Consider the following 25,653-nt stretch of genomic DNA (forward strand, 5'->3'; position numbering starts at 1 on the left):
AGTCATTAGGAGATAGATTAGGTCGTTGCTCGAGATTGGCTTGTTCATTGAAAGTAGTGAGGGTCATGCTTTGGACTCGCGCAGGCACGTGGGGGATTGCCTCCAGCCATGAGCCAACTAGCGGTGGAGCTTTGCTAGCTGTCTCATGGCCACGGCCTACCCCGCAGTTGTGCCTGCGCTACTAAGTGGTTAGCAAGTTTGTTTGTGGTTTATAGGAGATAAAACCAGTGACGGGGTAGTACTAGTTCCTATTCTTTCAAAACAAGTATCTGATCTGACTTACACACAATTTAACGTAGGCGGCTGCCAGTGGTAGGCGTAGTAATGAGACAGACAGGCGCACTTTCCTGTCTGGCTCATTGCGGAAGCCATCCACCACCGCCGAAGTGGGGCCAATGACCGCCCCACTTATATTGCCAGTCAAACGACAACCTAATTACTCGAAAATAAAAAAAGCTACCAGATTACTGGTAGCTTTTCAGTGTATTATGAGAAATACTTGTTTACTTGTTCAAATACATCAGATTCCATGACAACTTTGCCATATTCCTCTATACGATGAATAGACATCTTAGACACCGCGCCGTATTCTGTAATCATACTGGAAATGTCCTTCGAACGCTTCTTCTCGATTAGAGAATAATCGAAGCGTAAGTTGAGATAATAACGATCCTCGAATGCATATAGTTGCGATTCAAATTCGTCTTCGAGTGAAATCATCTTGCTTGCCAATGGTATGATCTGGTCAAACTCGTTAAAGACAAATACTCTATTTGTAATCTGCGACTCTTCTTCACTTTCTTCTTCATCAGAGTCATTAATCGCATCAAAAATCGGATCGAATAATTCTTCTGGGTCTTCAATTCCAAATGGGAACTGTGAAGATTCAGCGTTCTTCGGAAGATGTGCACGAGTTACAATTACTTCAATGCCTTCATTCATCGCATTGACTTGGATCCAAAGCGGTCCCTCTACTTCGAACTCTGTATCGTCACCAAGTTCATCCATCATGTCCCAAAAAAGTTCTTCACTCTTGTCGCGATTATACCAGACGTCTTCTTTACTAAAACCACGGGCTTCGATATCTCCATAGGATAAATAAAACTTTACCGTGTTTTCATTAATGCGCTCTATTTCCATCCCTTATCTCTCCCTTCTGTAGAACAGGCCCTCCCCTGTCATATACTAATACACACTTGCAATGCTTATTACTACTATATGTCGGCTCCGACGTATTCGTAAGGGTTTCTTGTATATCATTAAAACTTTGTCAGCATTGAAGTGGTTAACTTAGAGGAATACAAGGGAATATCAATTCAAAAAAGCTGATAGGCACAATTGTATCCCGTGTCATCCCTATCAGCTTTTGTTATTAAGATTAGTTTACCATACGCCGCGCTTCGAGCAGCTGATAGGCTCTAACTTTTCTCGGTAGGAAACGACGAATCTCATCTTCATTGTACCCTACTTGGAGTCTTTTTTCATCTAGAATGATTGGTCTTCTCAAAAGACCAGGATGTTCTTGGATCAACTCATATAATCTTTGAAGTGGAAGACTTTCCACGTCAACATTTAATTTTTGGAATATCTTGGATCGTGTTGAAATAATTTCGTCAGTACCATCTTCCGTCATGCGAAGAATTTGTTTGATCTCTTGAATATTCAATGGTTCAGAGAAAATGTTACGCTCTGTATAAGGAATCTCATGTTCCTCCAACCATGCTTTTGCTTTTCTACAAGATGTACAACTAGGCGATGTATAAAGTGTGACACCCATTTATTGACACGTCCTTTCCTACGGCTTACGCACATTAGATTTAGTGTATTTGCAATTCATGTAATTCACTTTAGAATTATTATAATTAATGTCTATACTGTTCATTATACACACATTCATTCTCAATTAATATAGTTTTTCAAAAAAACTTATTCATATTGCAGAATTTCTTATTTTTCAACAAACCAGTCAAGAATCATGATGTTTTCTGCGATAAATGAACATCTTCTACTTTTATACCCAGTGCTGAAATGTTTTAAACATTTCATTTGTAAATAATTGCATTCTCATTTAGAAATTAATTCTGCTAATTATTGGTTCTCTTTATAGTACGTACAGGTGTACTAAAAGGTTTCATGTTATTCAAATCTTTTTCGTTTTCCTCAAATGAAAGTTGCATTTTTCAAAAAGTATCGATATAATTTTAAGCAATAAGTGAACGGCACTGAAGGAAAAAGTATTTTTGTAACGGTTTTTGTAGAGAGCTTGTATAGGGTGAGAGCAAGTAAAACCGCACAAAAAGAATGGGCTCCTGAGCTTGATGGATGAATACAGTACTCCATCACGTCTTCCCGCGTTATGGGAATTGAGCGGCTTTTATTAGCAATTCGGGTGGTACCACGGTTACCTTTCATCAATCGTCCCTATTTATAGGGGATGACTGATGTTTTTTTATGCCGTTTTTCACGCACGATACAGGCTAATCTGTTATAGCCTGCAATTAAAGGAGGAAATACAATCATGAAAACAATTTTTTCAGGTGTACAACCAACAGGTGTCATCACATTAGGAAACTATATTGGCGCATTCCGTCAATTCGTTGAGCTTCAAAATGACGAAGACTGCATTTTTTGTATCGTCGATCAACACGCAATTACAGTGCAGCAAGATCCGGATGATCTAAAACAAGCAATTCGTTCATTAGCCGCTACCTATATTGCAAGCGGAATTGATCCTCAGAAATCCACTTTATTCATCCAATCAGAAGTTCCAGCACATGCACAAGCTGGATGGATCATGCAATGTATTTCATATATCGGTGAACTTGAGCGCATGACACAGTTTAAAGACAAATCAGATGGAGCAGAAGGTGTATCTGCCGCACTTCTTACCTACCCTCCATTAATGGCTGCGGACATTTTATTGTATAACACGGATATCGTTCCCGTCGGAGAAGATCAGAAGCAACACTTGGAATTAACAAGGGATTTAGCAGAGCGCTTCAATAGCCGATACGGGAAAGTATTGACCATTCCGGCCGTTCGTATTCCTAAAAACGGAGCTCGCGTAAAATCTTTACAAGATCCATTAAAGAAAATGAGCAAATCCGATCCAAATAAAAAAGCAACGATCACGATTTTGGATACACCAAAAGAAATCGAAAAGAAAATCAAGAGCGCTGTAACAGACTCAGAAGGTATCGTGAAATTCGATGTAGAAAACAAACCAGGTGTCTCCAATTTATTAATCATCGAATCTTCATTAAGTGGAATGTCCATCGAAGAATTAGAAGCAAAATACGAAGGCCAAGGCTACGGAGCATTTAAAATGGGCGTCGCGGATGCTATCAACCAACATCTAGCAGGTATCCAACAACGTTACCATGAACTAATCGACTCCCCTGAACTCGACGAAATCCTCGACCAAGGAGCCGAAAAAGCAAACACCATCGCCTCCGCCACCCTTAAAAAGATGGAGGCCGCGATGGGCTTGGGACGTACACGGTAAGCAATAAAAACACAACCGCAATCACTAGCATCAAAAAATCAGTCGACTGCAAAATGAAAACTAAAATCTGTCGATAATCATAACCAAGCGCTGAATAATTCAAGTAAAACAACAAATTAGCCAGCGTCACCACAATCACACAATAACTACAAACAAATATAAAAAAACGCGTCACCGACATCTCGTCCTTTACACCTTTTCTCCATCCTATGTTCAGAACAGGTGTAATAATACAAGTCTTAACCCCAATAACCAAAAACGACTGAAAACATCTCCACAATCATTTCAAAGGAGCTTGTCTTCAGTCTTTTTGGTTTGGGTTTGGGTTTGGGTTTGGGTTTGGGTTTGGGTTTGGGTTTGGGTTTGGGTTTGGGTTTGGGTTTGGGTTTGGTTTGGGTTTGGTTTGGGTTTCATTTTGACTTTGATTTTAATTTTGAGTTTAAGTTTTAATCCATCATTATTCTATTGGTAGAACAATACACTAGTTTACCGTAAGTGGAAGGCGGCGACTCCCGATGGATCAGCCCGATCAGGTGAGACAACCAAAAGAGAGCGCAGCGAACTGGTTGGCTCACCGCGGGCCCATGGGAAAGCGTCCGCCTGGAACGTCGGTAAACGGTGCCCTTCCACTCACCAACGAACTTGAACTTGAACTTGAACTTGAACTTGAACTTGAACTTGAACTTGAACTTGAACTTGAACTTGAACTTGAACTTGAACTTGAACTTGAACTTGAACTTGAACTTAAGCTTCTCCAATAAAAAAAAGCAGAAAGAGTCAAAATCGACCCTTCCCACCTCCAACTTATATCTTCTTAAACACCAACGAAGCATTATGCCCGCCAAAGCCAAGAGAATTACTCATAGCATACGTAATATCAGCCTTACGCGCCTCATTCACCACATAATCCAAATCACACTCAGGATCCGGCGTCTCATAATTCATAGTAGGAGGCAAAATCCCTTCCTGCAACGCCTTCACAGTAAAGATCGCCTCAATACCACCAGCAGCGCCAAGCAAATGACCTGTCATCGACTTAGTCGAGCTCATCGCCAACTTATACGCGTGATCGCCAAACACCGTCTTCGCAGCCATCGTCTCAAACAAATCATTATACGGCGTACTTGTACCATGTGCATTGATATAATCCACCTGGTTCGGCTCTACGCCCGCTTTAGCCAATGCCTGTTGCATAGCGCGTGCGCCACCTTCTCCACCTGGTGCCGGTGCTGTAATATGATGTGCGTCTCCAGTTGAACCGTAGCCTACGATCTCTGCATAGATCTTCGCCCCACGTGCAACCGCATGCTCATACTCTTCTAAAATCAAGATACCTGCACCCTCACCCATGACGAAACCATCACGGTTTTTATCGAACGGACGGGAAGCTTTTGATGGATCATCATTTAAAGACAACGCTGTACTTGCGATGAAGCCTGCTACTGCAAGTGACGTAATCGGTGCTTCAGTTCCACCCGTAATCATCACGTCTGCATCTCCGCGAAGGATTACTTCGAAAGCATCACCGATCGAGTTTGTACCAGATGCACAAGCCGTAACGGAACAAGAGTTGATACCTTTAGCGCCTGTAAAAATAGACACTTGTCCTGCTGCCATGTCCGGAATCATCATCGGAACGAAAAATGGACTGACGCGTCGGTAACCTTTTTCAAGGAATGTATTAAATTGTGTCTCATGTGATTCCATTCCGCCGATTCCTGAACCGATCCAAACTCCTGTACGAAGCGCTAAGTCGCCTTCAAGTTCCAAGTTTGCATCTTTCATTGCCATCATCGCTGAAGCGACTGCATAATGCGTGAATCGATCCATTTTCCGAGCGTCTTTACGTGAAACATATTGCTCGATATCGAATCCCTTAACCTCTGCCATAACACGAACTGGGAATTTCTCTTGATCGAGTCTGGTCATGATATCAATACCGGATTTTCCTTCTAGGACTGCTTTCCATGATTCTTCAGCAGAGTTACCTACTGGGGAGATTCCACCAATACCCGTTACCACTACACGTCGTTTTTCCAATTTCAAACTTCCTCTCTATCGTGAACTTTTATTTTACAGGTTAATTACTTACCCCATTTTATACATAAGCCGCCCCATGTCAAGCCGCCACCGAATCCTACGAGAACAATCACATCATCGTCTTTCACGCGTCCCTTTTCCAAATCGTCCGTCAATGAAATCGGAATAGACGCAGCAGACGTATTACCGTACTTGTGAACCGTCTTGGACATCTTCTCGACCGGTAAGCCTAAACGCTCACGTGAGGCTTCCATAATACGGATATTCGCCTGATGAGGAACCAAATAATCCACTTGGTCAGTCGTCAAACCTGCTTTTTTCGCAACGTTGACCGCTGTTTCTCCCATTTGACGTACCGCAAATTTGAATACTTCACGGCCATTCATTTGTAAAAACTTATCATGATGAAGATGTTTTCCACCTGAACCGTCTGCTCCCAATTCGAATGAAAGAATTCCTCTGCCTTCACTTACTTTCCCTACGACTGTCGCTCCTGCCCCATCACCGAATAAAACAGCTGTATTGCGGTCTTCCCAGTCGACGATTTTCGATAACTTTTCCACGCCTACTACGAGGACATAGTCATACGTGCCTGATTCAACAAACTGCTTGGCCGTTACTATACCATAGATGAATCCTGCACAAGCTGCAGATACATCCATCGCCGCTGCATTCTTTGCACCTAAGCGATGCTGGATCATCGTTGAAACAGAAGGGAATATGTTATCAGGTGTTACTGTTGCTACTAAAATGAGACCAATTTGATCAGCGCGAATACCCGCTGATTCCAATGCATCCTTCGCAGCCTCAAATGCCATGTCAGACGTATCAATAGTATCATCCGCAATTCTGCGTTCTTGTATTCCTGTACGTGTGCGAATCCATTCGTCGGAAGTATCTAAACGTTTTTCTAAATACTCATTTGTCACAACTGTCTGTGGAACAAATTTCCCCATCCCTAAAAGTCCAGCTCTCATCTCATCTACCTCGTTCCTTATCATCTAATATTAGTACCTGGTAGTAATTATAGAAGAAAATGTGTACTTTTTCAAGACGAGGACACTTTTTCGTCAAATATAATGTATAAAATCATTTCAACGTTTTGACTGACTATGGTATGATGAACTTTGAAATAGACTATTCGAGGTGAAAATCATGCACTATATTATGACATTTGTTTGGTCGTTCCTATTAGTAGCTATGTTAAACTACGTTGCTGGCTCCATTGGAGGTACCGAATTCGACTTTATGGCGGGCGTTACCGTTTCAATCGTTTTGGCTGTACTTGTATTGATTATCACAGCAATCATTCCTAACGAATCTCCAGCTGACGTTTAATAGACGATCAAAAAGCGTAAGAACTGTTCATCAGTTCTTACGCTTTTTATATTGACCTTATACTACCGGCATGACTTCTACAACTAATGCTCCATCATTCATGGACAATTTGATTTGCTGTCCTTCGACCAATCCGCCACGTATTACTTCTTTTGCAACTTTTGTTTCTACATGTCGTTGGATGAATCGTTTCAATGGGCGTGCACCGAAATCTGCATCTGCACCTTCACGCACAATCCAATCGAGTACATCTTCATCATAGACGAGTTCTAGATCTTGCTCTTCTAAACGAGCTACCAAATCAACGAGCATCTTGTTAGCAATCGCTTTAAATGATTCAGCAGTTAAAGAATGGAAGATAATAATGTCATCCATCCGATTCAATAACTCAGGCTTAAAGTGACTACGAAGTGCAGCCATAATCAAATCTTCTTTGGCATGCTCCGACTCATTTAAATCATTATTAAGTAAATAAGCAGATCCTATATTCGAAGTCATAATGACAACCGTATTCGTAAAGTTGACCAAACGTCCTTGGCTATCTGTGATGCGACCGTCATCTAGGATCTGCAGCAAGATATTCGCTACATCCGGGTGTGCTTTTTCGATTTCATCCAATAACACGACGGCATATGGATTGCGTCTGACTGCTTCCGTCAGCTGACCTCCTTCTTCGTACCCGATATATCCTGGAGGCGCACCGACTAAACGAGACACACTGTGCTTCTCCATGTATTCAGACATATCAATTCGGACAAAGTGGTCTTCCGAGTCAAACAATGTAGCTGCCAATGTTTTCGCTAGCTCCGTCTTACCTACCCCAGTCGGACCTAAGAACAAGAACGAACCAATAGGCTTATTCGGATCTTGAATACCCGCACGTGCACGCCAGACGGCTTCCGTGACGAGTTGTACGGCATTGTCTTGTCCAATGACACGTTCTTTCAACGTTTCATGCAATCGCAATAACTTCTCGCGTTCACCTTCTACGAGTTTCGTTACCGGAATACCTGTCCAACGAGCAACGATCGAAGCAATCTCTTCTTCCGCCACTTCCTCACGTACTAAACGTAAATCTTTCGTACCTTCAAGCGGGCTTTCCAGTTCTTTCAATGATTTCTCTAATGCAGGAATTTTACCGTACTGTAATTCTGCCGCTTTATTCAAATCAAAACTACCTTGCGCTTCCTCGAGTTCACGACGATAGCGATCTAACTCTTCTCTTTTCGTTTGAATAGTTTTTAATTCAGCTTTTTCATTATCCCACTGCTCACGCATATCTTTTGAGGAATCCTTCAAATCTTGCAACTCTTCCCGTAAAGTTTTAAGACGCGACTGACTCATCGTATCTTTTTCTTTACGCAATGCCTGCTCTTCAATTTCAAGTTGCATAATTCTACGAGTTACCGCATCTAATTCTGACGGCATAGAATCAATTTCTGTACGAATCATCGCACATGCTTCATCAATTAAATCTATAGCTTTATCCGGCATGAAACGTTCTGTTATATATCGATCGGATAATGTTGCCGCTGCAACGATGGCTCGGTCATGAATACGCACACCATGGTGTAATTCAAAACGTTCTTTCAAACCACGTAGAATCGAAATCGTGTCCTCAACAGAAGGTTCACGAACCATTACTTGCTGGAAACGTCTTTCAAGTGCCGCATCTTTCTCGATATACATGCGGTATTCATCTAGTGTAGTCGCACCAATACAGTACAATTCACCACGCGCTAGCATCGGCTTCAACATATTGCCGGCATCCATCGCGCCTTCAGTTTTACCCGCTCCAACGATCGTGTGGATTTCATCAATGAACATAATGATTTCTCCATTACTGTCTTTCACTTGTTTCAAGACACTTTTCAGACGTTCTTCAAACTCCCCACGATACTTCGCGCCTGCTATCAATGCACTCATATCTAGTTCGAAAATCTGGCGGTCTTTCAACCCTTCCGGCACATCGCCTTTCACAATACGCTGCGCTAATCCTTCAACAATCGCAGTTTTACCAACACCTGGTTCCCCAATTAGTACAGGATTGTTTTTAGTCTTTCTTGACAATATTCGGATGACATTTCGAATTTCTTCATCCCGGCCAATAACCGGATCCATTTTACCATTCTTTACTTCTTCAACTAGATTGCGTCCAAATTGCTCCAGTGGTGAGCGCTGATCTTCTTGTGTTCCATCCATACGCATATACATCCACCTCTCATTATTTTGACTTTGACTATCTTTGATTAATTCAATTATAGTCTATTTTTTAACGAAAGTAAAAAGTTTTAACTTGAATTACTCTATTATTTTTCGATTGGTTTTTCACATAAAAAAGCCGCCCGCATTACGCGAGCGACTGGCATTAAACTAATTGACGTGGCGCAACGACTACCCCATCTTCGTCTGCGTAGACATAGTGACCTGGTGTCCATTCAACATTCCCAAAATGAAGCACCTCGTCTTTCTGTCCTTCGCCGCGCTTGATACTCTTCACTGGCATGCTGCCGATCGCCATGACGCCGATCTCTTGTGTGCCAAGATCCGCGGTATCGCGTGCGCAGCCGTAGATAATGACGCCCGCAAGTTTACGGTCTTGGGCGATTTCGCCGAGCATGTCCCCCATGAGTGCGCAGCGTTTTGAACCTCCTCCGTCAACCACGAGTACATTGCCTTGCGGTATCGTTTGAAGTGCTTCTTTGACGAGCACGTTGTCTTCGTATACTTTCACTGTAGAGATCGGCCCCGAGAATCTCTTGTGCTTTCCGTAAGATTTGAACTCCACTGTGCATACTTGCAGTTCGTCGATAAAGTCATCGCATAGATCCGCTGTTTTAACTGACATTTCCCATTCCCCCTCGTACTTTCTGTTTGACGCTACCTTAATCCTATTCGACACAATCCAGCATTTCCTTTTTTTATTTTGAAGGTTGGTATTTTGGATATGAGGATTGGTTAGGTGGGTTATTTAGTGTTCGTCATTGGATGGAGGCTCCAGCTAGCAACTTCCGCTCATAGAATCCGTTTAAGCGCTCTTAGAACACTTTTTGCGCTCTATAGCACGCACTATCCGCTCTATTAGACGCCACGAGTGCTCATAGATTCATCTATGTGATCATAGAACCTTGATAACCGCTCATAGCCTCGAAATCTCAACATTAATCACAAGCATAACTTCAATGTACAACAAAAAGTGTCGTGTACTTACATTGCAAGGGATTGGTGCGTAGGAGGGGCGACTCTGGGAGGATCAGCGGGACAGGTGAAACACCCGCCGAAGCGCAGCGCAGGGGTGTGGTTCACCGCCCGCCCTCCAGAAAGCGTCCCCTCCGAAGCGCCAATCCCCACGCCAAGCCCCTGCCGCCTACTTCATTCCTTTTCATTCTGACTCATAGACCGAAAAAAACCACACCCTATAAAAAGGTGTGGTTGGTGTATTCTATTAACGTACGCCGAGTGCAATCTTGGCATAACGAGACATGTTATCGCGGGACCATGGTGGATTCCAAATAATATCTACCACTGTATCCTTCACTTCAGGAAGCTCCATTAGCTCCTGCTCAATATTCGCTACAATCTGTGGACCCATCGGGCAACCCATAGACGTCAACGTCATTGTTATTTTCGCGACTCCTTCGTCAAGCAACTCTGCATTGTAAACCAATCCAAGGTTGACGATATCAATACCCAATTCAGGGTCGATGACGTTTTCTAATGCACCAAATAAATACTGCTTGATTTCTTCTTCTGTGTTCATTAGGAATGCTCCTCTCTGCTGTGTAGTAATCTTATCTTACCAACATACTACCTTGCGTGCAAATGCTCTGCAAGCCAATTGACTGCGGCTAGCATTCCTGAACGCGAAACGGAGTGGCCTGCATGTTCGTCAGGCATCCATTTCAGTAGCTCGGGATGGTTCTCGTAATTCTCTTGAATTTCTTCGTGAAATTCTTTTGTGAGCTCAAATGGCACCATAGTATCTTGTTCACCATGCCACATGAAGAGTGGGCGCTGATGCAATCTGCGTGGATTTTGTGATAAGTCTATTTGATCTAGTGCCGCAAAAAGTTGTTCGCGTTCTTTTTGGCTCACCGGTAATTCTCTACCGTCACGTTCTGCATGCGAAATTTGACCTTTTGCCAGGCGTGTAATTGCTGGTGATCCCATCATGACGGATGCTGCGTCTATCCAATCGTAACTCGACAAGCAGCCGAATGTTGTAATGCCACCCATTGAAGTGCCACCCATGCCAATACGTGTTTCTTCATCAACTAATTCTTTTCTAAACAGCTCATCATGTATGACATCAGCTTCTTTAATGGAAGTCAATACGATATCCCAAAAGTTCAATGCTAGTTGAAATTCATTCAGAGATTCTGAACGTTCCCCATGCAATTTGGCTTCCGGTTAAATTACACGAACTCCTTGTTTAGCTAAGTTATATGCGTAATGTAAATTATGTTCCTTCGCGCTAGTGAATCCATGAAAAAATAGGACAACAGGAATGTGTTCGGTTTCTTTTGACTCCTCTACGATATGAAGCACTGGGATCTCTTGCCACTTTTCTGCTCGAATAATCATGACGATTCCTCTTTTCTTACGATCAGTTACTGTTATTTTAGGATAACAACATTTACCGAATAAGACAAAACCTTCGCCTTATCATCCATTCTTTTGACTTACTTACACGTTTAACGATAAACTATAAAGACATAACAATCTGATACTATAAGCATAAGTAGGAGAGGATTTCTTGAAACCACATTTAATAGTTTTAGACTTAGATGGAACATTACTAACAGATCAGAAAGATATATCATCCAAAACGGAAGAAACACTTCGTAGAGCCGTTTCGCAAGGGCATCATGTCATGATTGCGACAGGACGTCCCTACCGTGCGAGTGAAATTTATTACCGACAACTTGGATTGACGACACCCATCGTCAACTTTAACGGAGCCTTTGTTCATCACCCTACCGACCGTTCATGGAAAACAATCCACGAAACGATTGCATTACCTATCGTCAACGAAGTAGTGGAAGCAATGCAAGATTTTCCAATCGAAAATATTGTGGCGGAAGTGATGGATGACGTCTATACCCATTACCATGATGAGCGCTTTTTGGATATTTTAAACTTTGGAAGTCCACTTATTACAGCTGGCGACATCCGGAATTCATTGAAAACCGACCCAACTAGCTTGCTGATTCAAGCTGACCAACTGACAGTCGATCCAATTCGTCAGCATCTTGAAGAGTTACATGCGGAAGTCATCGATCATAGACGCTGGGGTGCCCCGTTTAACATTGTGGAAATTGTACGCCATGGCCTCAATAAAGCCGTCGGGATTGACGCTGTTTCTAAATGGATGAATATACCGAAAGATCGCATCATCGCATTCGGCGACGAAGACAATGATCTGGAAATGATTGACTACGCAGGGACGGGCGTTGCGATGGGGAATGCCATTGATCAACTGAAATCCATTGCAGATGAAATCACCGACACAAATAATGAAGACGGCATTTCACGTATATTAGAAGAACGACTATCATTACAGAAAAACATCTTTGTATAAGGGGGAAGAGAAATGAGAATTTTTGCGGATAGTGCTTGTGATTTACCACTAGACTTCTTTGAAGAAAATGAAGTAGAACTATTTCCGTTAAGCGTTCTTCTAGATGGAAAAGAATACGAAGATATCGTGGAGATTAATTCGAAGGAAGTTTTTGATGCTATTCGTCAAGGACAACAGCCAAAGACCTCCCAAGCTTCACCTGATAAAATGATGACGACTTGGAAAGACCTTGCAACGTCCGGTGAAGACGGCATCTATATCGCATTCTCCTCCCAACTGTCAGGCACATACCAAACTGCCGTCATGACGAGCGACCAAGTGAAAGAAGAAAACCCGTCCATGGACTTGGCAGTTATCGACACGCATTGCGCCTCACTCGGATACGGTCTACTCGTTAAAGAAGCCGTGCGACTGCGCAATGAAGGCGTCGGCATGCGAGAAATCGAACAAGAAATCCGCACAATGGCAACACATATGGAACATCTCTTCACTGTGGAAGATCTAGACTACTTGGCAAAAGGCGGACGTGTATCCAAGGCCAGCGCGTTTTTCGGCGGATTACTCAACATCAAACCGTTGTTGCACGTAGAAGACGGTAAACTCGTCCCAATTGAAAAACACCGCGGACGCAAAAAAGTCCTTCGTCGCATGATCGAAATGATGGAAGAACGCGGCAGCAACCTACAAGAACAAACCATCGCGATCAGCCATGGTGACGACCTAGCTACAGCTAAAGAATTCCAAGAAATGATACAAGAAGTCATTCAACCAAAAGCAATCGAAATTCATCAAATAGGGTCCGTCATCGGCTCACACGCCGGCCCCGGAACCATCGCCCTATTCTTCCTAAACAACACAAAAAATGAATAAAAAACAGCCCGCACGAAAAGCAGACTGTCTGAGACTCAAGTTGAATTCCAGTATCGGGAACTCATCTTGAGTTTTTTCTTTTAAATTAACTTTTAAAGTTTAATGCATTAGCCCATGTGAAAACGTTCGACTGGAACGTTAATCAACAGTAGTCTTACTTCTCTTGATTAACAGCATTCTCAACCCGACTCTGCTTCCCCTTACGAATAACAAGGAATAGGAATCCAATAAACAACACCACAACCAAAATAGAAGCAATCAAATAAGGCGTATTGAATCCTTTATCATCCTCTACAAGATAAATCTCCGCAGTCTCACGATCTAGTACCACATGATACTGATTATCTTTCGTCTCCTTGATCAAATCTTGACCAAGCACACCGCGAAGCTTCTTCTTCTCCCCAAGCTCACTCGGGTTCACTTCCAAACTTTGCACTTCAGATGTATTATTCAACGCAATAATCCACTTCTCATCCTCATTGGAACGTTCAAACACAACAAATCCATCTTCATTATGCAAGAACTTAAAATCACCAGTGCGAAGTGCATCTGAATCATTACGAAGCGTATTCAGATCACCAATCCACTCTTGTAACTCCATATCTGTCTTGAAGTTGAAGAACGGGTGGGATTCAGGTGCCTCTTTACCATTAACAGCAATTTCCGTCGCATACGGCACTAACGGAACACCAGGAAGCATGAATTGTGCCACTGTCGCCACTTTCCAACGTGTTGGTGGGAATTGACGTAGTTCCACCATTTTATATGTAAAACGGGTTCCAGTTAAATCATCAAACTGTAGTAACTTTCCAGCGTCATCATTACTGAATTGATCCAATGAAGAGGTATCCGGATCTACTTGCACGAATGATTCTTGGATAGCTGCACTTTGTTTTTCAGCAGGTACACTGTCAAATGCTGCATCACTTTGTTCATTGGTGATCACGTATAGTCCTTCGTTCGCTTCTTTCACGGCTTCAATCATATTGTTCAGGAACTCAGTGTTTGCGTTAGCAATTTTCGTCAGACGAAGCCCGTCCAACTCATAATCAGAAACAAATTGTACAGCCGATTTCAGTAGTTCATCCTGGACAGCGGGATCATTTACTTCACCTACTAGCGGGAAGTCCGCCATGATTTTTAAATCATTCGCATGCATCTCATCAATCAATGCAATAAACTCTTCCGTAGTACCGAAGTGCGGCTCAATCTCGTTATAGTCAAGGACTTCATTGCCATCATAAGAAGCCGTTTTGAAAACCGGTCCGACCGAAATCATCGTAAAATGCATATCGATCAAATGTTCCAATCGATTGCTAATTCCAGCAAAGTCTCCCCCGTTAAATTTACTCGGGTCTTGTGCGTTGACTTCCGTGTCATTCGTTCCAAGTCCGTTATTGAAGCGGTCGACAAGTAAATCATAGATACTTTCGTCGTTGAACGTTCTGTCGGTATCTGCAAAAGCGGGTTGTGCTATCGATAGGGCAAGTAAACCTGTTGCCAGTAGTCCGAATATTCGTTTCACTTTAGTAAATCCTCCTCATACACACTCTTCTTTTAGTTTATCAAACAGCTGATGACCACGCCATTCTTTCTTATGAAAACCATTGACACGTTCTATAAATACGGCAATCTTGTGAAAGAATGTCGAATAACCAAATAAAAAAAGCAGGAGAGGAAAAATCCCCCACTGCTCGCGCATGGTTATGAGTTATCGTCTTCAGTAAAGAAGTCCGGATCCCGCTGCCTTCGCGCACTGACGATAACGGAGACGGCAAACAACGCCATCAGTAACAGGATCACTATCAAAAATATCCAGCCTGTTTGTGTTGCCATTCTTCCATCTCCTTATCGATCAGTAGTCATTATGCGAAAAAGTTGAAGCCCATTGGTAATTTGAAACCTACGAACATCGTTGCAAGTAGCGCGACGACGAAGAGAATCCACATAAGACCCGTGTTCTTCCCTTTACTTCCGCGAACGAGAACCATTTCCATAAATCCGATTGTCAAAATACCCAGTACAAATTTGATGCCATATAGCATGGAATCAATACTCATATGCTTAAAGAATAACGCAGCTCCTGTGATGACGATCAATACATAGAACAGACGCAAAATCATATGTGTAATCTTTTTTCCTTTTGTTCCATTTGCCATACTTGCTGCTACTAAAAATAGTACAACACCTACTACCCATGTAAAAATATGCATATGGGTTGTATCAGTTAAAAATCCCATTACTTCCACCTCGTTATTAGTATAGTCGATTGATATTCTACCATATCTTTCAAGCTACGACTATTCTATTGTTTACCTCATAGACTTGCGTATTATTCGAAACGGTTAACTAGTGTACCGATACCTTCGATCGATACTTTAACTGTATCGCCTTTTTTCAAGTACGTTGGAGGTGTCATACCTTTACCAACACCAGCTGGCGTGCCTGTCAAGATTACATCGCCTGGCTCCAACGTGACGTACTTGGAGATTTCAGCAATCAAGTCGTCAATTTTAAAGATCATATTAGATGTATTACCGTTTTGGCGCACACCATCATTCACTTTCGTTACAATGGATAGATTTTGTGGGTTTGGAATTTCGTCTTTCGTCACCACATAAGGACCCATCGGACAAGAACCGTCTAAACTTTTGCCTAAGAAGAACTGCTTGTGTTCCGATTGGATATTGCGTGCTGTAATATCGTTACCGATTGTATAGCCGAACACGTAATCATATGCCAATTGTTTTGGAATATTTTTGCCCGTTTTACTGATCACAACCGCCAGTTCACCTTCGTAATCTAATGAATCAGTCACTTCACTGTGGATCGGTAACGTTTGCTCGTCTCCCGCAATTGAAGTAGGGGATTTTGTGAATATCATCAATTTCTCAGGTGCTTTCGATCCAAGTTCCTCTGCATGATCAAGATAGTTCTTCCCTACGCATAACACATTTTTCGGTGTGCGTGGAATTGGAGATAACCATTCGATGTCAGTGAACGCATGCTTGAACTGCTCTACGTTTCCTTCAGCTTCAGTTTTCTCTACCAATTTACGAACTTCCTCCACGAAATCCATGCCGTGGGAAACGCCTTCGATCATCGTTTTAGGGAAATCAGTTTGTTCCAATGCCTCAGCCATTGCGATTAGATCCCACACAGCTTCCTCACGTTTAACTTTTGGTCCGAATAAAGTCTGTCCTTCGTAACGGAATGACAATAATTTCATTTGAATACCCAACCCTTTCCATGTGAATTCACATACTCCTATGTTACGACAAAATCTACTTTTTTTCCTCTTTAACGGCGAAATTCTTTCCATACGACAACTTCCGCCAAATGGCTTCGAGTGGTCCCATCCGGAATTTCGCTAACCAAACCTGCGCAATAATGAGCTGGACTACGAAAATTCCGATTGCCAACCACGTGCCGGTCACTATATCTACTTTACCATACAGACCTGCTCCATATGAATAAAATATCAACGTTGCGATAACCGACTGCATAATATACGTCGTGAATGCCATCCTGCCAACTTTTGCAAAAGGTTGCGTAATACTCTTTAAAAATGGGATTTGGAACAGTAATAAGAACATCGCTCCGTATCCAAGTGTCAGAATGGGTCCACCGAATATCGATTGAACGAGTAAAATATTTTCAAACTTTGGCCCATCCCAACTCGGAATGTTTTTCAAAACAACGCCAATCGGAATAAATACTAGCATGGCTACCAGCAACTTCCCTTTCAGCGCATACATACGCTCGACGACTTTGAATTTCGATAATGCTGCTCCGAACATGATCAACGGCAAAATGATAAAGACCGCTGTAATCGAGCCAATGATTTGAAAAGTGAAGAATTCATTCAAACGAAAAGCGAAAATATCGCCGAACGTGCCGTTTGCATAGGCGGCAATCGCTCGTTCAATTTGCTGAACATCTTCAAATCCATCCAACATATTCGATGAAGTCGCACTACGAGTAAGCGCCAAAATACTGTACAACAATAATGTCGGCACAAAATAAATAACTAACGACAGCGCCAGTAACCACTTCTTTGGAATCCGGATCACCGCAATCATGATGAATCCCATGAGCGCATACGTAAACAAAATATCGCCAGACCAAATGAGTACCGCATGCAACACACCGATAACTAGTAGAACTCCCATACGTCGTGCCATGAACGGCGCAAACAACGTGTCATTTTTCAATGACTTTTCATACTGCATATTCAAGCCATAGCCAAACAGCATGGCGAATAGTGGGTAGAAACTGGCTTCAATAAATACATCAATAAAATGGAACATCGATTGCTCATGCGGAATGGTGTACCAGGAATACGGATCCATATACGCATATGGCGAATGAAAATGAATCATATTCGCTATCAAAATTCCAAGTAACGCAATACCCCTTAAGAAATCGAGTGCTTCCACTCGCTCCGTAAGGGATGTAGGTGTCAACTTCAAACAAATTCCTCCTGTAAGCTAATGATTTTTGCTCCGCTAAATAAGTAGAGCACCATTTCTTTAATTTCAATCGAGAGAATGGATTCCAATACTTTTTTATACAAACTCAACTGAGTGCCATAACGGACTTGCATTTCTTTCGCAATCGCTTGATCCGAATGAAACTTACTGACATCATCCGTTTTATAATCAACGAGCACCCACTCGCCGTCTTCATGGAACAGACAATCCGCGATACCTTGCAGTAACTGATACTCGCCTTCTATAGCGGGCAACGCATAGGTAAATGGCATTTCACGCAACACTTGATCGGCTTGAGCCATTCGTTGGCCAAGTGTCGTATGGAAAAATGCGATAATCGCCTGAACGTCAATTGCAGCCGCCTCTTCTTTTGTCAGCAACTCACGCTTCGCAAGCTGTTCGACGAATTCCTTGGCACTGGCTTGATCCAGTTCTGCGTCCAACTGAAGATGCTGCATGACAGTATGCATCGCCGTACCAATTTCTGCTTTTGTTAAGGAACGTTTCTGCAAAAATGATGGACGTGCATGAAGATTGGAAATTCGTTTCGTGACGTCTGGCTCCAACTCTTCAAACGGATCCGCATCTCCCCGCTCTAGTTCAAGCAATGCAATCCGCTTTAACTCACTGACCGATTGCTTGGAAGACAAACCGACCGCAAATTCATACGGATACTGTGCATCAAAACGATTGCGCACTTCTGTAACTAACTTCGGATCCGCCACTGCCGCCTCTTGGTCAATAGGAATCCAATCTTCAATCTCCATCTCATCGGTACTATGGAAAGCAGAAAATGGATACGCATTGACTTCCCACGAAGACGCGTCGTCCATTAATTCACCGCCAGCTGTCTTACCGAATTTTCCAAAGTCTATATGACGCGCGACAGCCGGTCCAATCCAATCTAGATAACCCGTCGCCCGTGAACGTTTGTATTCCGGTAGAGGCGCATCTTCATCCAGTAGCTGTGCTTCTTGCCACTTGTTCATCGTCTTTTCAATGTCTTTAACCGAGGCAATCAGCTCCAAATGCTCCTTAGCACGCGTCATAGCCACGTAGAGCACCCGCATTTCCTCTGCCCGCATCTCTAGCTCCTTCTTCTCTTTGATCGCTAGAAACGGTAGTGACGTGAACATAATACGTTTCTCGGGATCAATCGCTTTAACAGCGAGCCCGAAATGCTGATCGAATAAATACGATTGATTAAAGTCCATTTTATTGAACGGACGCCCCATCCCCGCTAAAAATACATACGGGAACTCCAAGCCTTTTGATGAATGGATCGTCATGATACGCACGACGTTTTCCTTTTCGCTCATGAACCGCGCTTCCCCAAGATCATCGCCACGTTTACGCATGCGATCGATAAATCGAAGGAAACGGAACAGTCCACGGAATGATGTTTTTTCATAAGCCATCGCCCGATCATGGAGAGCACGTAGATTGGCTTGGCGCTGTTTTCCGTTCGGTAAAATTCCGACCATTTCGTAATAATGCGTATCTTGGTAGACTTGCCAAATCAATTCTGACAACGAACCATGACGCGCCCTATTCCGCCAGTCTTCCAGCAACAAGAAAAAGCGTTGAAGTTTTTCCTGTGTCGCTGGATTGACTCCGGCACCACCTGTTTGCATAAAGGTTTGTAGCGCTTCATAAAACGTCACATTGCGATTAACAAGACGAATTTGTGCCAGCTCATTTTCCGTCATGCCGACAAAAGGAGCACGCAACACTGAGACGAGTGGAATATCCTGATATGGATTGTCCACGACACGCAATGTATTGAGCATGATCATGACTTCAATCGCATCAAAATAGCCTGAAGACAATGATACATAGACAGGTATCCCAGCGGCTTTTAATTCATCCGCAATTTCGCTCGACCAAGTCATGGAGCGCATAAGGATGACGATATCACTGTATTCGAGTGGACGTTGCTTACCGTTGAATGCATCTGCCACTTGTGCTTTCTCGTCTTTCCATGTCTTGATTTTCTGCGCAATGAAACGCGCTTCTGCCTGAGATTTCTTCAACTCTTGCTGGGCTTCTTGCTCCTCAGACAATTCATCTTCTTCATTCTCATACAAAATCGTCAGTCCAGCTGACACGTCTTTTTCAGGATACTGTGCACCGTACTTCAACGCAGCCGCTTCGTCATACTCAATTTCCCCGACACGCGTCCCCATAATCTGCTTGAAAATAAAGTTCGTTGCGTCCAGTACTTCTTTACGGCTCCGGAAGTTGGCATTCAAATCGATTTTCAAGCCTTGATCGTCTACGTCTGTTGTAAAACGATCATACTTCCCTAAAAATAATCCCGGTTCAGCTAAACGGAAACGATAGATCGACTGTTTAACGTCCCCTACCATGAATAAATTGCCGTCCGTTTCTCCACCTTGCTTGACCAATTGCAAAATAGCCTCTTGTAAGAAGTTCGTATCTTGATATTCATCCACCAATACTTCCGCAAATCGATTGCGGTAATCGTTCGCAATATCGGAAGGAACGAGTACCCCATCTACTTCTTCGGATAAAATCTGTAACGCATAGTGCTCAAGATCCGAGAAATCCACTAAGCCGCGCTCTTCTTTCAACGCTTGATAACGTGCCGTAAAGTCCTCTACCAATCCGACAAGCGTGTGCATGAGCGGCGCCATCAAACGAATTTCCTCCAATAATCTGGCAGGTGTCCGAGTAAAGTACGTGTCTTTTAACGCGGTAACGATTTTCTTCACTTGATCGCGCATCGACTTACCTCGTGCGGCTAAGTCTTCGTCACACGAATCTTTACGAATCGTGCCCGCCTTCACCCACTTCAACGTCTGGAAGTAGGCAAACGCGTCTTCCCACTTGCCGTGAAGCATATATTCGAGCGCGCCGTCAATCCATGCTTCGTCGGCTTTTGCGGTTTCTAGTAACGGCAACGGTCCATCATTCATTTCCGCTACTCGCTGTAAATCGCGCGTCACCGTTTTTGCTTCTTCAAGCGTATGTTGGATCGATACTTTCAGCGAATCAATGAACGACAAGTCGTCAATCGTCGCCTCGTCACCAATTTCATACTGCTTTGGGATCAACTCCAACCAGTGTGATGGATTCGGATGGACACGTGAATAGTCATACAGTTTATCAATCAATGTCTCGATTGCCTGATCATTACGGTCGGCTGTAAAGCTATCACTTAGGCGATACATCGCTTCCGGATCGGGCTGACTATACGCCTCCTCCAAAACCGTTGCTACTGTGTCATCGCGTAAAATGGCTGCTTCCGTTGTATCCGCAATACGGAATCCTGGATCTATATCCAGTACATACGAATACTGGCGAACGACTTGCAGACAGAATGAATGCAAGGAAGAGATTTGTGCTTTATTGAGCAGATTCAGCTGTCTGCGCAAATGGATAGAAGAAGGATTTTCAGCAATCGCTTCTTCAAGCGCACTGGCCATTCGATGACGCATTTCAGCGGCAGCCGCATTCGTAAACGTCACAACTAATAACTGATCGACATCTATCGGGTGTTCTGTATTTAATACTTTTTCAATCATCCGTGTAATGAGAACTTTCGTCTTTCCTGAACCTGCCGCAGCCGATACGAGGATGTCTTTACCGGACGCGTGAATTGCTTTCCACTGCTCGTCGGTAAACGTCTCGTGTGGCGGCTTATCTGGAATTCGCATCTGGATCTATCTCCTTCCGCATCTTTTCTAATGACTCTTCTGACTTGTAGGCTGTGTAATTCCGTGTCGGCTGTGTCGGATCCGTACTATCAAACTGACAAATCGATTGATACGAACAGAACGTACACGGCATATGTTCCTTCAAGCGGTACGGATAGACGCGTGTATCGCCGGACAACATACCGTCCCCTGCTTGCTGATGTTTCTTGCGGACATACGAACGCAAAATATTGATATCTTCAGGCGGCACGACTTTTGAAGTCGAATAAAACGAACCGTCTTTCTTCAAACGCGCCGGAATAATGAGTGACTCACTTTCAAGTTGGTCATCCATTGCAAGCGCCACATCTGCGTCTTCCACTATATAGCCTTGCATTTTATATGATTTCATTAATTCTTTCTCGATAGCGTCTTCATTCAACTCTTTCGTCAATCGCAACATCGGATTGTGAACGTACATATACAGCACACCCGCAGGATTTGCATAGACGCCTAACCAGTCTTCTGCGTGCTCAAGCGCCACATCGAGATACGTTAACATTTGCAGCGATAAGCCGTAATACACTTCCGTTAAATCAAGCGCACGGGCTGATGATTTATAATCCACCACGCGCAAGAAAGTTTGATCGTCTTTCTTCATCGTGTCGATCCGGTCGATGCGTCCGCGAATATGCATCTGTTGACCATTTTTTAGGTTGATTTTAAGCGGTGCAATTTCTTCATTCGGACCAAATCCTGTTTCAATCGCAATCGGCGTGAAGCTTGAATTGCGAGCCTGTGACTGCAATGCGCGAATCGTCCGTTGAATGATTTGCATTAATTTCCGCTGAATATATGCATAGCGCTGACTTGATAATAAAATTCTATGGAAAAACTTCGGCGCCAGTGCATCAATCGCTTCCCGGCCTAACTGCCAGCACTGCTCTTTCGTCAATGCTGCCCAAGATAAGCCTTGGCGCATCACTTCATCCGAAACCCATTTCAATGCCGCATGGAATAAATCCCCGATATCCGGTGCTTCTAGCTGGAACTCAAAACGCTCTTGTAAATTCAAGCCATACGTCGTGAAATGTTGGAACGGACAGCTATAATACGATTCAATTCTCGATACACTCGTCGTAAAGGATGACCCGTATAAACCAGTCGTCAATTCCGAATCAAGAAGCTCCGTTTTCTGTCGCTTCAATGCGGGTTGAATGATCGACTCTATAACTGAAGACCAAAGGGGATCTTCTTTATAATAGGCGAGAACCGCTTGCCATTCAGGCGCAATTTCTTCTTGAGTCGATGCTTGGCGCATCATTCGAATTGCGTAAGACAGGGCAACGTCAGGATGTTCGATATAGACCAGCTTGTCTTTTACTTCGGACAACTCTGTCGGCTCAATAACGGCAATCTCTGTAGGAATATTCGATACGATTTGCTGCAATCTTGGAATATAAAGCGACGGAATCAACGCTTTTCCTTCTTCATCCGCAATTGGATAACTGACAGTCAATCGCGCACTGGCTCCAGTAAACGCACGATACGCCATATACGACTCGCGCATAAGCTGAAGTTTCGTTGTAGGTGCCAACGTAATTCCAATTTCACTAAACAACTCGCGGTCACTATCCGAAAGCAATCCTTCGTGATCATTTCGCAGTGGCAATATTCCTTCATTCGCACCGAGTACGAACACCGCTTCCACATCCATCGAATTAAATAACTCCACAGTCGTCACGGTGACTTGATCGAGCGAAGGCGGAATTAATTTGAATTCCAGCGTATCGAATCCTTCGTCCAATATTTTCATCGCTTCTGCAATCGGCAATTCTTTCTCCCCGAACATCAACACGAACTGATCGAGCACATTAATCCAACTCGTCCACGCTTGTTCATGTTCAGCCGCTGCTTGTAGGTGATTATTCGTCTGTTCGGTTTGCTGTAACTCTATTATTTTATCGTAGACATTCAGTGACTCCAGCGTATAAAACAAAGCTTCCGCTACGTCTCTTCCTGTCACAGCTGCTTTTAATTTCTGCTGTAACTGTTCAATCGGCTCCCGAATCAGATCGCGCGTCTCGGCAAACTCCGCCTGCGTTGCCAGTTCTTCATCCGTCTGAATGGTTTTAATCTTCTCGAGCCCTCTATAGCGACTCACTTTCCAGCGTTCTTCGTCTTGCCAGCGGGATTTACCATGAATTCCTTTTGCGAGCACGAAATTCTCCAGACGATCTGCACGCTCTCGCCATACTTGCTTACTTTCATTGACAGGGAAAAACAGGTCCGTCTTCACAGCCCGAAACACTGCTTCATACGACCAATCCGTACGCACGGCTTCCAGCAACGAACGCGCAAATTCAATCAATGGATGATGAAGCATCGGCTTTTTCTGGCTAATGAAAACCGGTATATCATATTGCGTGAAGATGTTTTGAATTAATTCGTTATAGACATCTGGTTGACGATTTAAAACCGTCATGCCTCGATATCGTTTACCTTCTCGCATCATTTTACGTATCGAGCGCGCTACCGCATGAATCTCTGCACGTCGATTGGACGCTTCAATGATCTGAATGGCCCCTTCGGATTCAAATGCTTTAGGAGGGTAGTGATCAAACTGCTCTTCTAGATGAGCCAATTCACGATTTGAAAAGCGTTGCGATTCCGTTAAATGCACGCGTTCTTCGCGATCTACTGACTCACTGTACGCAAGTTGTTGAAGTGTTTCATATTGTTGCTGAGCCGTATGGAATAACTCATGCTCACTAGTATGCACTTTTTCTTCCATTGGCAATACGACTGTCACACGTTTCGTATACTTCATTAATTGCGTAATTATATTGTATTCCTGTGTCGTGAAATCACCGAAGCCGTCTATGTAGATCGACGCATCCTGCAACCATTCTGAATGCGCCAACTGATCAGCTAGTGCGTTCAATTGCCCTTCACTGTCCATATACGTCGTTCCTAGACGTTCTTCAATCTTCTCAAGCAACAGCTGTAAATCATGCGCCTTATCCTGCAAAATCCGAGGCGCTTGCTTTTCTGCTAGCGAAGTTTTTAATTCCGTAAACGCTTGCTGATCGATACAATATTTGCTGAATTCTTTCATGATATCGCTGATTTGTTCAGCGAACCCGTGCTTGGAAGCGGCTTGTTTAAATAGCTTAAACGAGTCTTTATTCTCTTCTAGCACGCTACGCACAAGCATGCGGTAACCGAAGCTGTCCACTTCTTCACGTGTGATGCCGCCTACTTCTTGCAGCACCCGCCACGCGAGACGTTTGAATGTGAGGACTTGTGCACGGATCATGCCGGTTAATCCTGACTTGACGGATAGGCTGTATTCCATCGAGTAGGATAGTTGGTCGGGCACGATGACGATGATGGGGGCTCCCATTGGGCGTTCTTTCAGTTCTTGTGCGATTTCTTTTTCAATGAAGGTGGTTTTTCCTGTTCCGGAACGTCCGGTAACGAAGCGCAATGACATAGCGGTCTCCCCTTTCTTTTGACGCTGGTGTATATGAATAGTAAGTGGGGCGGGCATTGGCCCCACTTCGGCGGTGGTGGATGGCTCCCGCAATGAGCCAGTCAGGAAGTGCGCCTGGCTGTCTCATTACTACGCCTACCACTGGCAGCCGCCTTCGTTGGATTGGGTGTAGGGCAGTTCAGGTACTTGTTTTGCAAGAATAGAAACTAGTACTATCCAGTCACTGGTTTGATCTACTATAAACCACAACCGAACTTGGTAAATACTTAGTAGCGCAGGCACAACTGCGGGTTAGGCCGTGGCCGTGAGACAACTGGCAGCTTCACCGCCAGCTGGCTCATGGCTGGAGGCAATCCCCCACGTGCCTGCGCGGGTCCAGAAAGCAGACACTCACTATCATCAGTCACCAACAACCAGTCGAGCCATGACCCAACACATTATTATTTATCACTAAAACTCTTGAAAGTAATCCGTCACACCAATCAGAACCACAAAATAGTTGATCGTAAGTGGAAGGCGGCGACTCCCGGAGGATCAGCGTGCGCCTTGAGACCCCGGACAGATGCCTTAATTTCTGTAAAGTACACAGAAATACGGCAAAGCGAACCCTTCGCTGTTCGCTTGGCTCAAGCCACGCCCTCGGGAAAGCGTCCGCCTGGAACGTCGATCAA

The 25,653-nt window shown here is 43.7% G+C and carries 23 protein-coding genes and 1 other annotated feature; of the genes, 6 read left to right on the forward strand and 17 right to left on the reverse strand.

Features of this window, described 5'->3' with window-relative positions; all coding sequences use genetic code 11:
• On the forward strand, window positions 1-185 hold a 185-nt coding region (locus CSV76_RS17765), incomplete at its 5' end, for a hypothetical protein (protein WP_233204506.1).
• Window positions 186-486: 301 nt separating this feature from the next.
• Here the strand turns inward: CSV76_RS17765 and mecA are convergent.
• Together mecA and spxA are read right to left on the reverse strand one after the other, a co-directional pair.
• Entirely contained in the window at window positions 487-1,140 is a 654-nt protein-coding gene (gene mecA, locus CSV76_RS15065) for an adaptor protein MecA (RefSeq protein WP_085428461.1), read from the reverse strand.
• Between the two features lie 238 nt (window positions 1,141-1,378).
• Window positions 1,379-1,777: a transcriptional regulator SpxA gene (spxA, locus tag CSV76_RS15070; protein ID WP_009765721.1), complete on the reverse strand. Its 399-nt coding sequence runs from the start codon at window positions 1,775-1,777 to the stop codon at window positions 1,379-1,381.
• 436 nt (window positions 1,778-2,213) lie between these two features.
• Window positions 2,214-2,426: a binding site (T-box leader), on the forward strand.
• A gap of 92 nt (window positions 2,427-2,518) precedes the next feature.
• Here spxA and trpS point away from each other — a divergent pair.
• Together trpS and CSV76_RS17605 are read left to right on the forward strand one after the other, a co-directional pair.
• Window positions 2,519-3,505 carry a tryptophan--tRNA ligase gene (trpS, locus tag CSV76_RS15075; RefSeq protein ID WP_085428460.1) on the forward strand — a complete coding sequence of 329 codons (987 nt, stop codon included), beginning with the start codon at window positions 2,519-2,521 and terminating at the stop codon, window positions 3,503-3,505.
• A 515-nt stretch (window positions 3,506-4,020) separates the two neighbouring features.
• Entirely contained in the window at window positions 4,021-4,266 is a 246-nt protein-coding gene (locus tag CSV76_RS17605) for a hypothetical protein (protein WP_199173079.1), read from the forward strand.
• A gap of 43 nt (window positions 4,267-4,309) precedes the next feature.
• On the opposite strand, the gene fabF is transcribed toward CSV76_RS17605, so the two are convergent.
• Window positions 4,310-5,545, reverse strand: coding sequence for a beta-ketoacyl-ACP synthase II (gene fabF / locus CSV76_RS15085; RefSeq protein ID WP_085428458.1), 1,236 nt, complete (start codon window positions 5,543-5,545; stop codon window positions 4,310-4,312).
• A gap of 44 nt (window positions 5,546-5,589) precedes the next feature.
• Window positions 5,590-6,522, reverse strand: a complete 933-nt coding sequence (locus CSV76_RS15090) for a beta-ketoacyl-ACP synthase III (RefSeq protein WP_099626099.1) — start codon at window positions 6,520-6,522, stop codon at window positions 5,590-5,592.
• A 190-nt stretch (window positions 6,523-6,712) separates the two neighbouring features.
• Here CSV76_RS15090 and CSV76_RS15095 point away from each other — a divergent pair, with 190 nt between their 5' ends.
• Window positions 6,713-6,883: a DUF2929 family protein gene (locus CSV76_RS15095; protein WP_369823351.1), complete on the forward strand. Its 171-nt coding sequence runs from the start codon at window positions 6,713-6,715 to the stop codon at window positions 6,881-6,883.
• A 57-nt stretch (window positions 6,884-6,940) separates the two neighbouring features.
• On the opposite strand, the gene CSV76_RS15100 is transcribed toward CSV76_RS15095, so the two are convergent.
• The 5 genes from CSV76_RS15100 to CSV76_RS17770 all read right to left on the reverse strand — a co-directional run bounded on the left by CSV76_RS15100 (window position 6,941) and on the right by CSV76_RS17770 (window position 11,467).
• Entirely contained in the window at window positions 6,941-9,085 is a 2,145-nt protein-coding gene (locus CSV76_RS15100; RefSeq protein ID WP_233204507.1) for an ATP-dependent Clp protease ATP-binding subunit, read from the reverse strand.
• A 166-nt stretch (window positions 9,086-9,251) separates the two neighbouring features.
• Window positions 9,252-9,731: a ribonuclease E activity regulator RraA gene (gene rraA / locus CSV76_RS15105; RefSeq protein ID WP_085428455.1), complete on the reverse strand. Its 480-nt coding sequence runs from the start codon at window positions 9,729-9,731 to the stop codon at window positions 9,252-9,254.
• A gap of 597 nt (window positions 9,732-10,328) precedes the next feature.
• On the reverse strand, window positions 10,329-10,643 hold the full coding sequence (locus CSV76_RS15110; RefSeq protein ID WP_085428454.1) for a metal-sulfur cluster assembly factor: 315 nt from the start codon (window positions 10,641-10,643) through the stop codon (window positions 10,329-10,331).
• Between the two features lie 47 nt (window positions 10,644-10,690).
• Window positions 10,691-11,236 (reverse strand): prolyl oligopeptidase family serine peptidase, encoded by a 546-nt coding sequence (locus CSV76_RS15115; protein WP_233204508.1) that lies wholly within the window; start codon window positions 11,234-11,236, stop codon window positions 10,691-10,693.
• Between the two features lie 57 nt (window positions 11,237-11,293).
• Window positions 11,294-11,467 carry an alpha/beta hydrolase family protein gene (locus CSV76_RS17770; protein ID WP_233204509.1) on the reverse strand — a complete coding sequence of 58 codons (174 nt, stop codon included), beginning with the start codon at window positions 11,465-11,467 and terminating at the stop codon, window positions 11,294-11,296.
• A 172-nt stretch (window positions 11,468-11,639) separates the two neighbouring features.
• Here CSV76_RS17770 and CSV76_RS15120 point away from each other — a divergent pair, with 172 nt between their 5' ends.
• Both CSV76_RS15120 and CSV76_RS15125 read left to right on the forward strand, forming a co-directional pair.
• Window positions 11,640-12,464 carry a Cof-type HAD-IIB family hydrolase gene (locus CSV76_RS15120; RefSeq protein WP_099626101.1) on the forward strand — a complete coding sequence of 275 codons (825 nt, stop codon included), beginning with the start codon at window positions 11,640-11,642 and terminating at the stop codon, window positions 12,462-12,464.
• A 12-nt stretch (window positions 12,465-12,476) separates the two neighbouring features.
• Window positions 12,477-13,334: a DegV family protein gene (locus CSV76_RS15125; protein ID WP_085428451.1), complete on the forward strand. Its 858-nt coding sequence runs from the start codon at window positions 12,477-12,479 to the stop codon at window positions 13,332-13,334.
• A 154-nt stretch (window positions 13,335-13,488) separates the two neighbouring features.
• Here the strand turns inward: CSV76_RS15125 and CSV76_RS15130 are convergent, their stop codons facing one another.
• From CSV76_RS15130 to CSV76_RS17165, 8 genes are all read right to left on the reverse strand, one after another.
• A complete protein-coding gene (locus tag CSV76_RS15130; protein WP_099626102.1) occupies window positions 13,489-14,859 on the reverse strand; it encodes an alpha-amylase family glycosyl hydrolase in 1,371 nt (456 codons plus the stop codon).
• 179 nt (window positions 14,860-15,038) lie between these two features.
• Window positions 15,039-15,170 (reverse strand): resistance to Congo red protein, encoded by a 132-nt coding sequence (locus CSV76_RS17775; protein ID WP_233192393.1) that lies wholly within the window; start codon window positions 15,168-15,170, stop codon window positions 15,039-15,041.
• Window positions 15,171-15,199: 29 nt separating this feature from the next.
• Window positions 15,200-15,574 carry a YisL family protein gene (locus CSV76_RS15135; protein WP_099626103.1) on the reverse strand — a complete coding sequence of 125 codons (375 nt, stop codon included), beginning with the start codon at window positions 15,572-15,574 and terminating at the stop codon, window positions 15,200-15,202.
• 92 nt (window positions 15,575-15,666) lie between these two features.
• Complete coding sequence (locus tag CSV76_RS15140; protein WP_085429095.1) at window positions 15,667-16,563, reverse strand: fumarylacetoacetate hydrolase family protein; 897 nt, start codon at window positions 16,561-16,563, stop codon at window positions 15,667-15,669.
• A gap of 55 nt (window positions 16,564-16,618) precedes the next feature.
• Window positions 16,619-17,806 carry a DUF418 domain-containing protein gene (locus tag CSV76_RS15145; RefSeq protein ID WP_085428448.1) on the reverse strand — a complete coding sequence of 396 codons (1,188 nt, stop codon included), beginning with the start codon at window positions 17,804-17,806 and terminating at the stop codon, window positions 16,619-16,621.
• Entirely contained in the window at window positions 17,803-21,507 is a 3,705-nt protein-coding gene (gene addA, locus CSV76_RS15150) for a helicase-exonuclease AddAB subunit AddA (protein WP_099626104.1), read from the reverse strand. Before addA ends, CSV76_RS15145 begins: the two co-directional genes overlap by 4 nt.
• Window positions 21,491-24,982: a helicase-exonuclease AddAB subunit AddB gene (addB, locus tag CSV76_RS15155; protein WP_099626105.1), complete on the reverse strand. Its 3,492-nt coding sequence runs from the start codon at window positions 24,980-24,982 to the stop codon at window positions 21,491-21,493. The genes addA and addB overlap by 17 nt, the downstream gene beginning before the upstream one ends.
• Complete coding sequence (locus CSV76_RS17165; protein ID WP_143560380.1) at window positions 24,927-25,124, reverse strand: hypothetical protein; 198 nt, start codon at window positions 25,122-25,124, stop codon at window positions 24,927-24,929. The genes addB and CSV76_RS17165 overlap by 56 nt, the downstream gene beginning before the upstream one ends.
• Window positions 25,125-25,653: the final 529 nt, after the last annotated feature.

The organism is Sporosarcina sp. P17b (assembly GCF_002743115.1).
GTDB lineage: Bacteria > Bacillota > Bacilli > Bacillales_A > Planococcaceae > Sporosarcina > Sporosarcina ureae_C.

Coding starts and splice junctions, on each gene's coding strand:
- CSV76_RS15135 (WP_099626103.1), bottom strand. CDS start 15,574: ATGGGATTTTTAACTGATACAACCCATATGCATATTTTTACATGGGTA.
- trpS (WP_085428460.1), top strand. CDS start 2,519: ATGAAAACAATTTTTTCAGGTGTACAACCAACAGGTGTCATCACATTA.
- rraA (WP_085428455.1), bottom strand. CDS start 9,731: ATGTCAGTTAAAACAGCGGATCTATGCGATGACTTTATCGACGAACTG.
- CSV76_RS17605 (WP_199173079.1), top strand. CDS start 4,021: ATGGATCAGCCCGATCAGGTGAGACAACCAAAAGAGAGCGCAGCGAAC.
- CSV76_RS15100 (WP_233204507.1), bottom strand. CDS start 9,085: ATGGATGGAACACAAGAAGATCAGCGCTCACCACTGGAGCAATTTGGA.
- spxA (WP_009765721.1), bottom strand. CDS start 1,777: ATGGGTGTCACACTTTATACATCGCCTAGTTGTACATCTTGTAGAAAA.
- CSV76_RS17775 (WP_233192393.1), bottom strand. CDS start 15,170: ATGGCAACACAAACAGGCTGGATATTTTTGATAGTGATCCTGTTACTG.
- CSV76_RS15125 (WP_085428451.1), top strand. CDS start 12,477: ATGAGAATTTTTGCGGATAGTGCTTGTGATTTACCACTAGACTTCTTT.
- CSV76_RS17770 (WP_233204509.1), bottom strand. CDS start 11,467: ATGATTATTCGAGCAGAAAAGTGGCAAGAGATCCCAGTGCTTCATATC.
- CSV76_RS15090 (WP_099626099.1), bottom strand. CDS start 6,522: ATGAGAGCTGGACTTTTAGGGATGGGGAAATTTGTTCCACAGACAGTT.
- addB (WP_099626105.1), bottom strand. CDS start 24,982: ATGTCATTGCGCTTCGTTACCGGACGTTCCGGAACAGGAAAAACCACC.
- CSV76_RS15140 (WP_085429095.1), bottom strand. CDS start 16,563: ATGAAATTATTGTCATTCCGTTACGAAGGACAGACTTTATTCGGACCA.
- mecA (WP_085428461.1), bottom strand. CDS start 1,140: ATGGAAATAGAGCGCATTAATGAAAACACGGTAAAGTTTTATTTATCC.
- addA (WP_099626104.1), bottom strand. CDS start 21,507: ATGCGAATTCCAGATAAGCCGCCACACGAGACGTTTACCGACGAGCAG.
- CSV76_RS15110 (WP_085428454.1), bottom strand. CDS start 10,643: ATGAACACAGAAGAAGAAATCAAGCAGTATTTATTTGGTGCATTAGAA.
- CSV76_RS15095 (WP_369823351.1), top strand. CDS start 6,713: ATGACATTTGTTTGGTCGTTCCTATTAGTAGCTATGTTAAACTACGTT.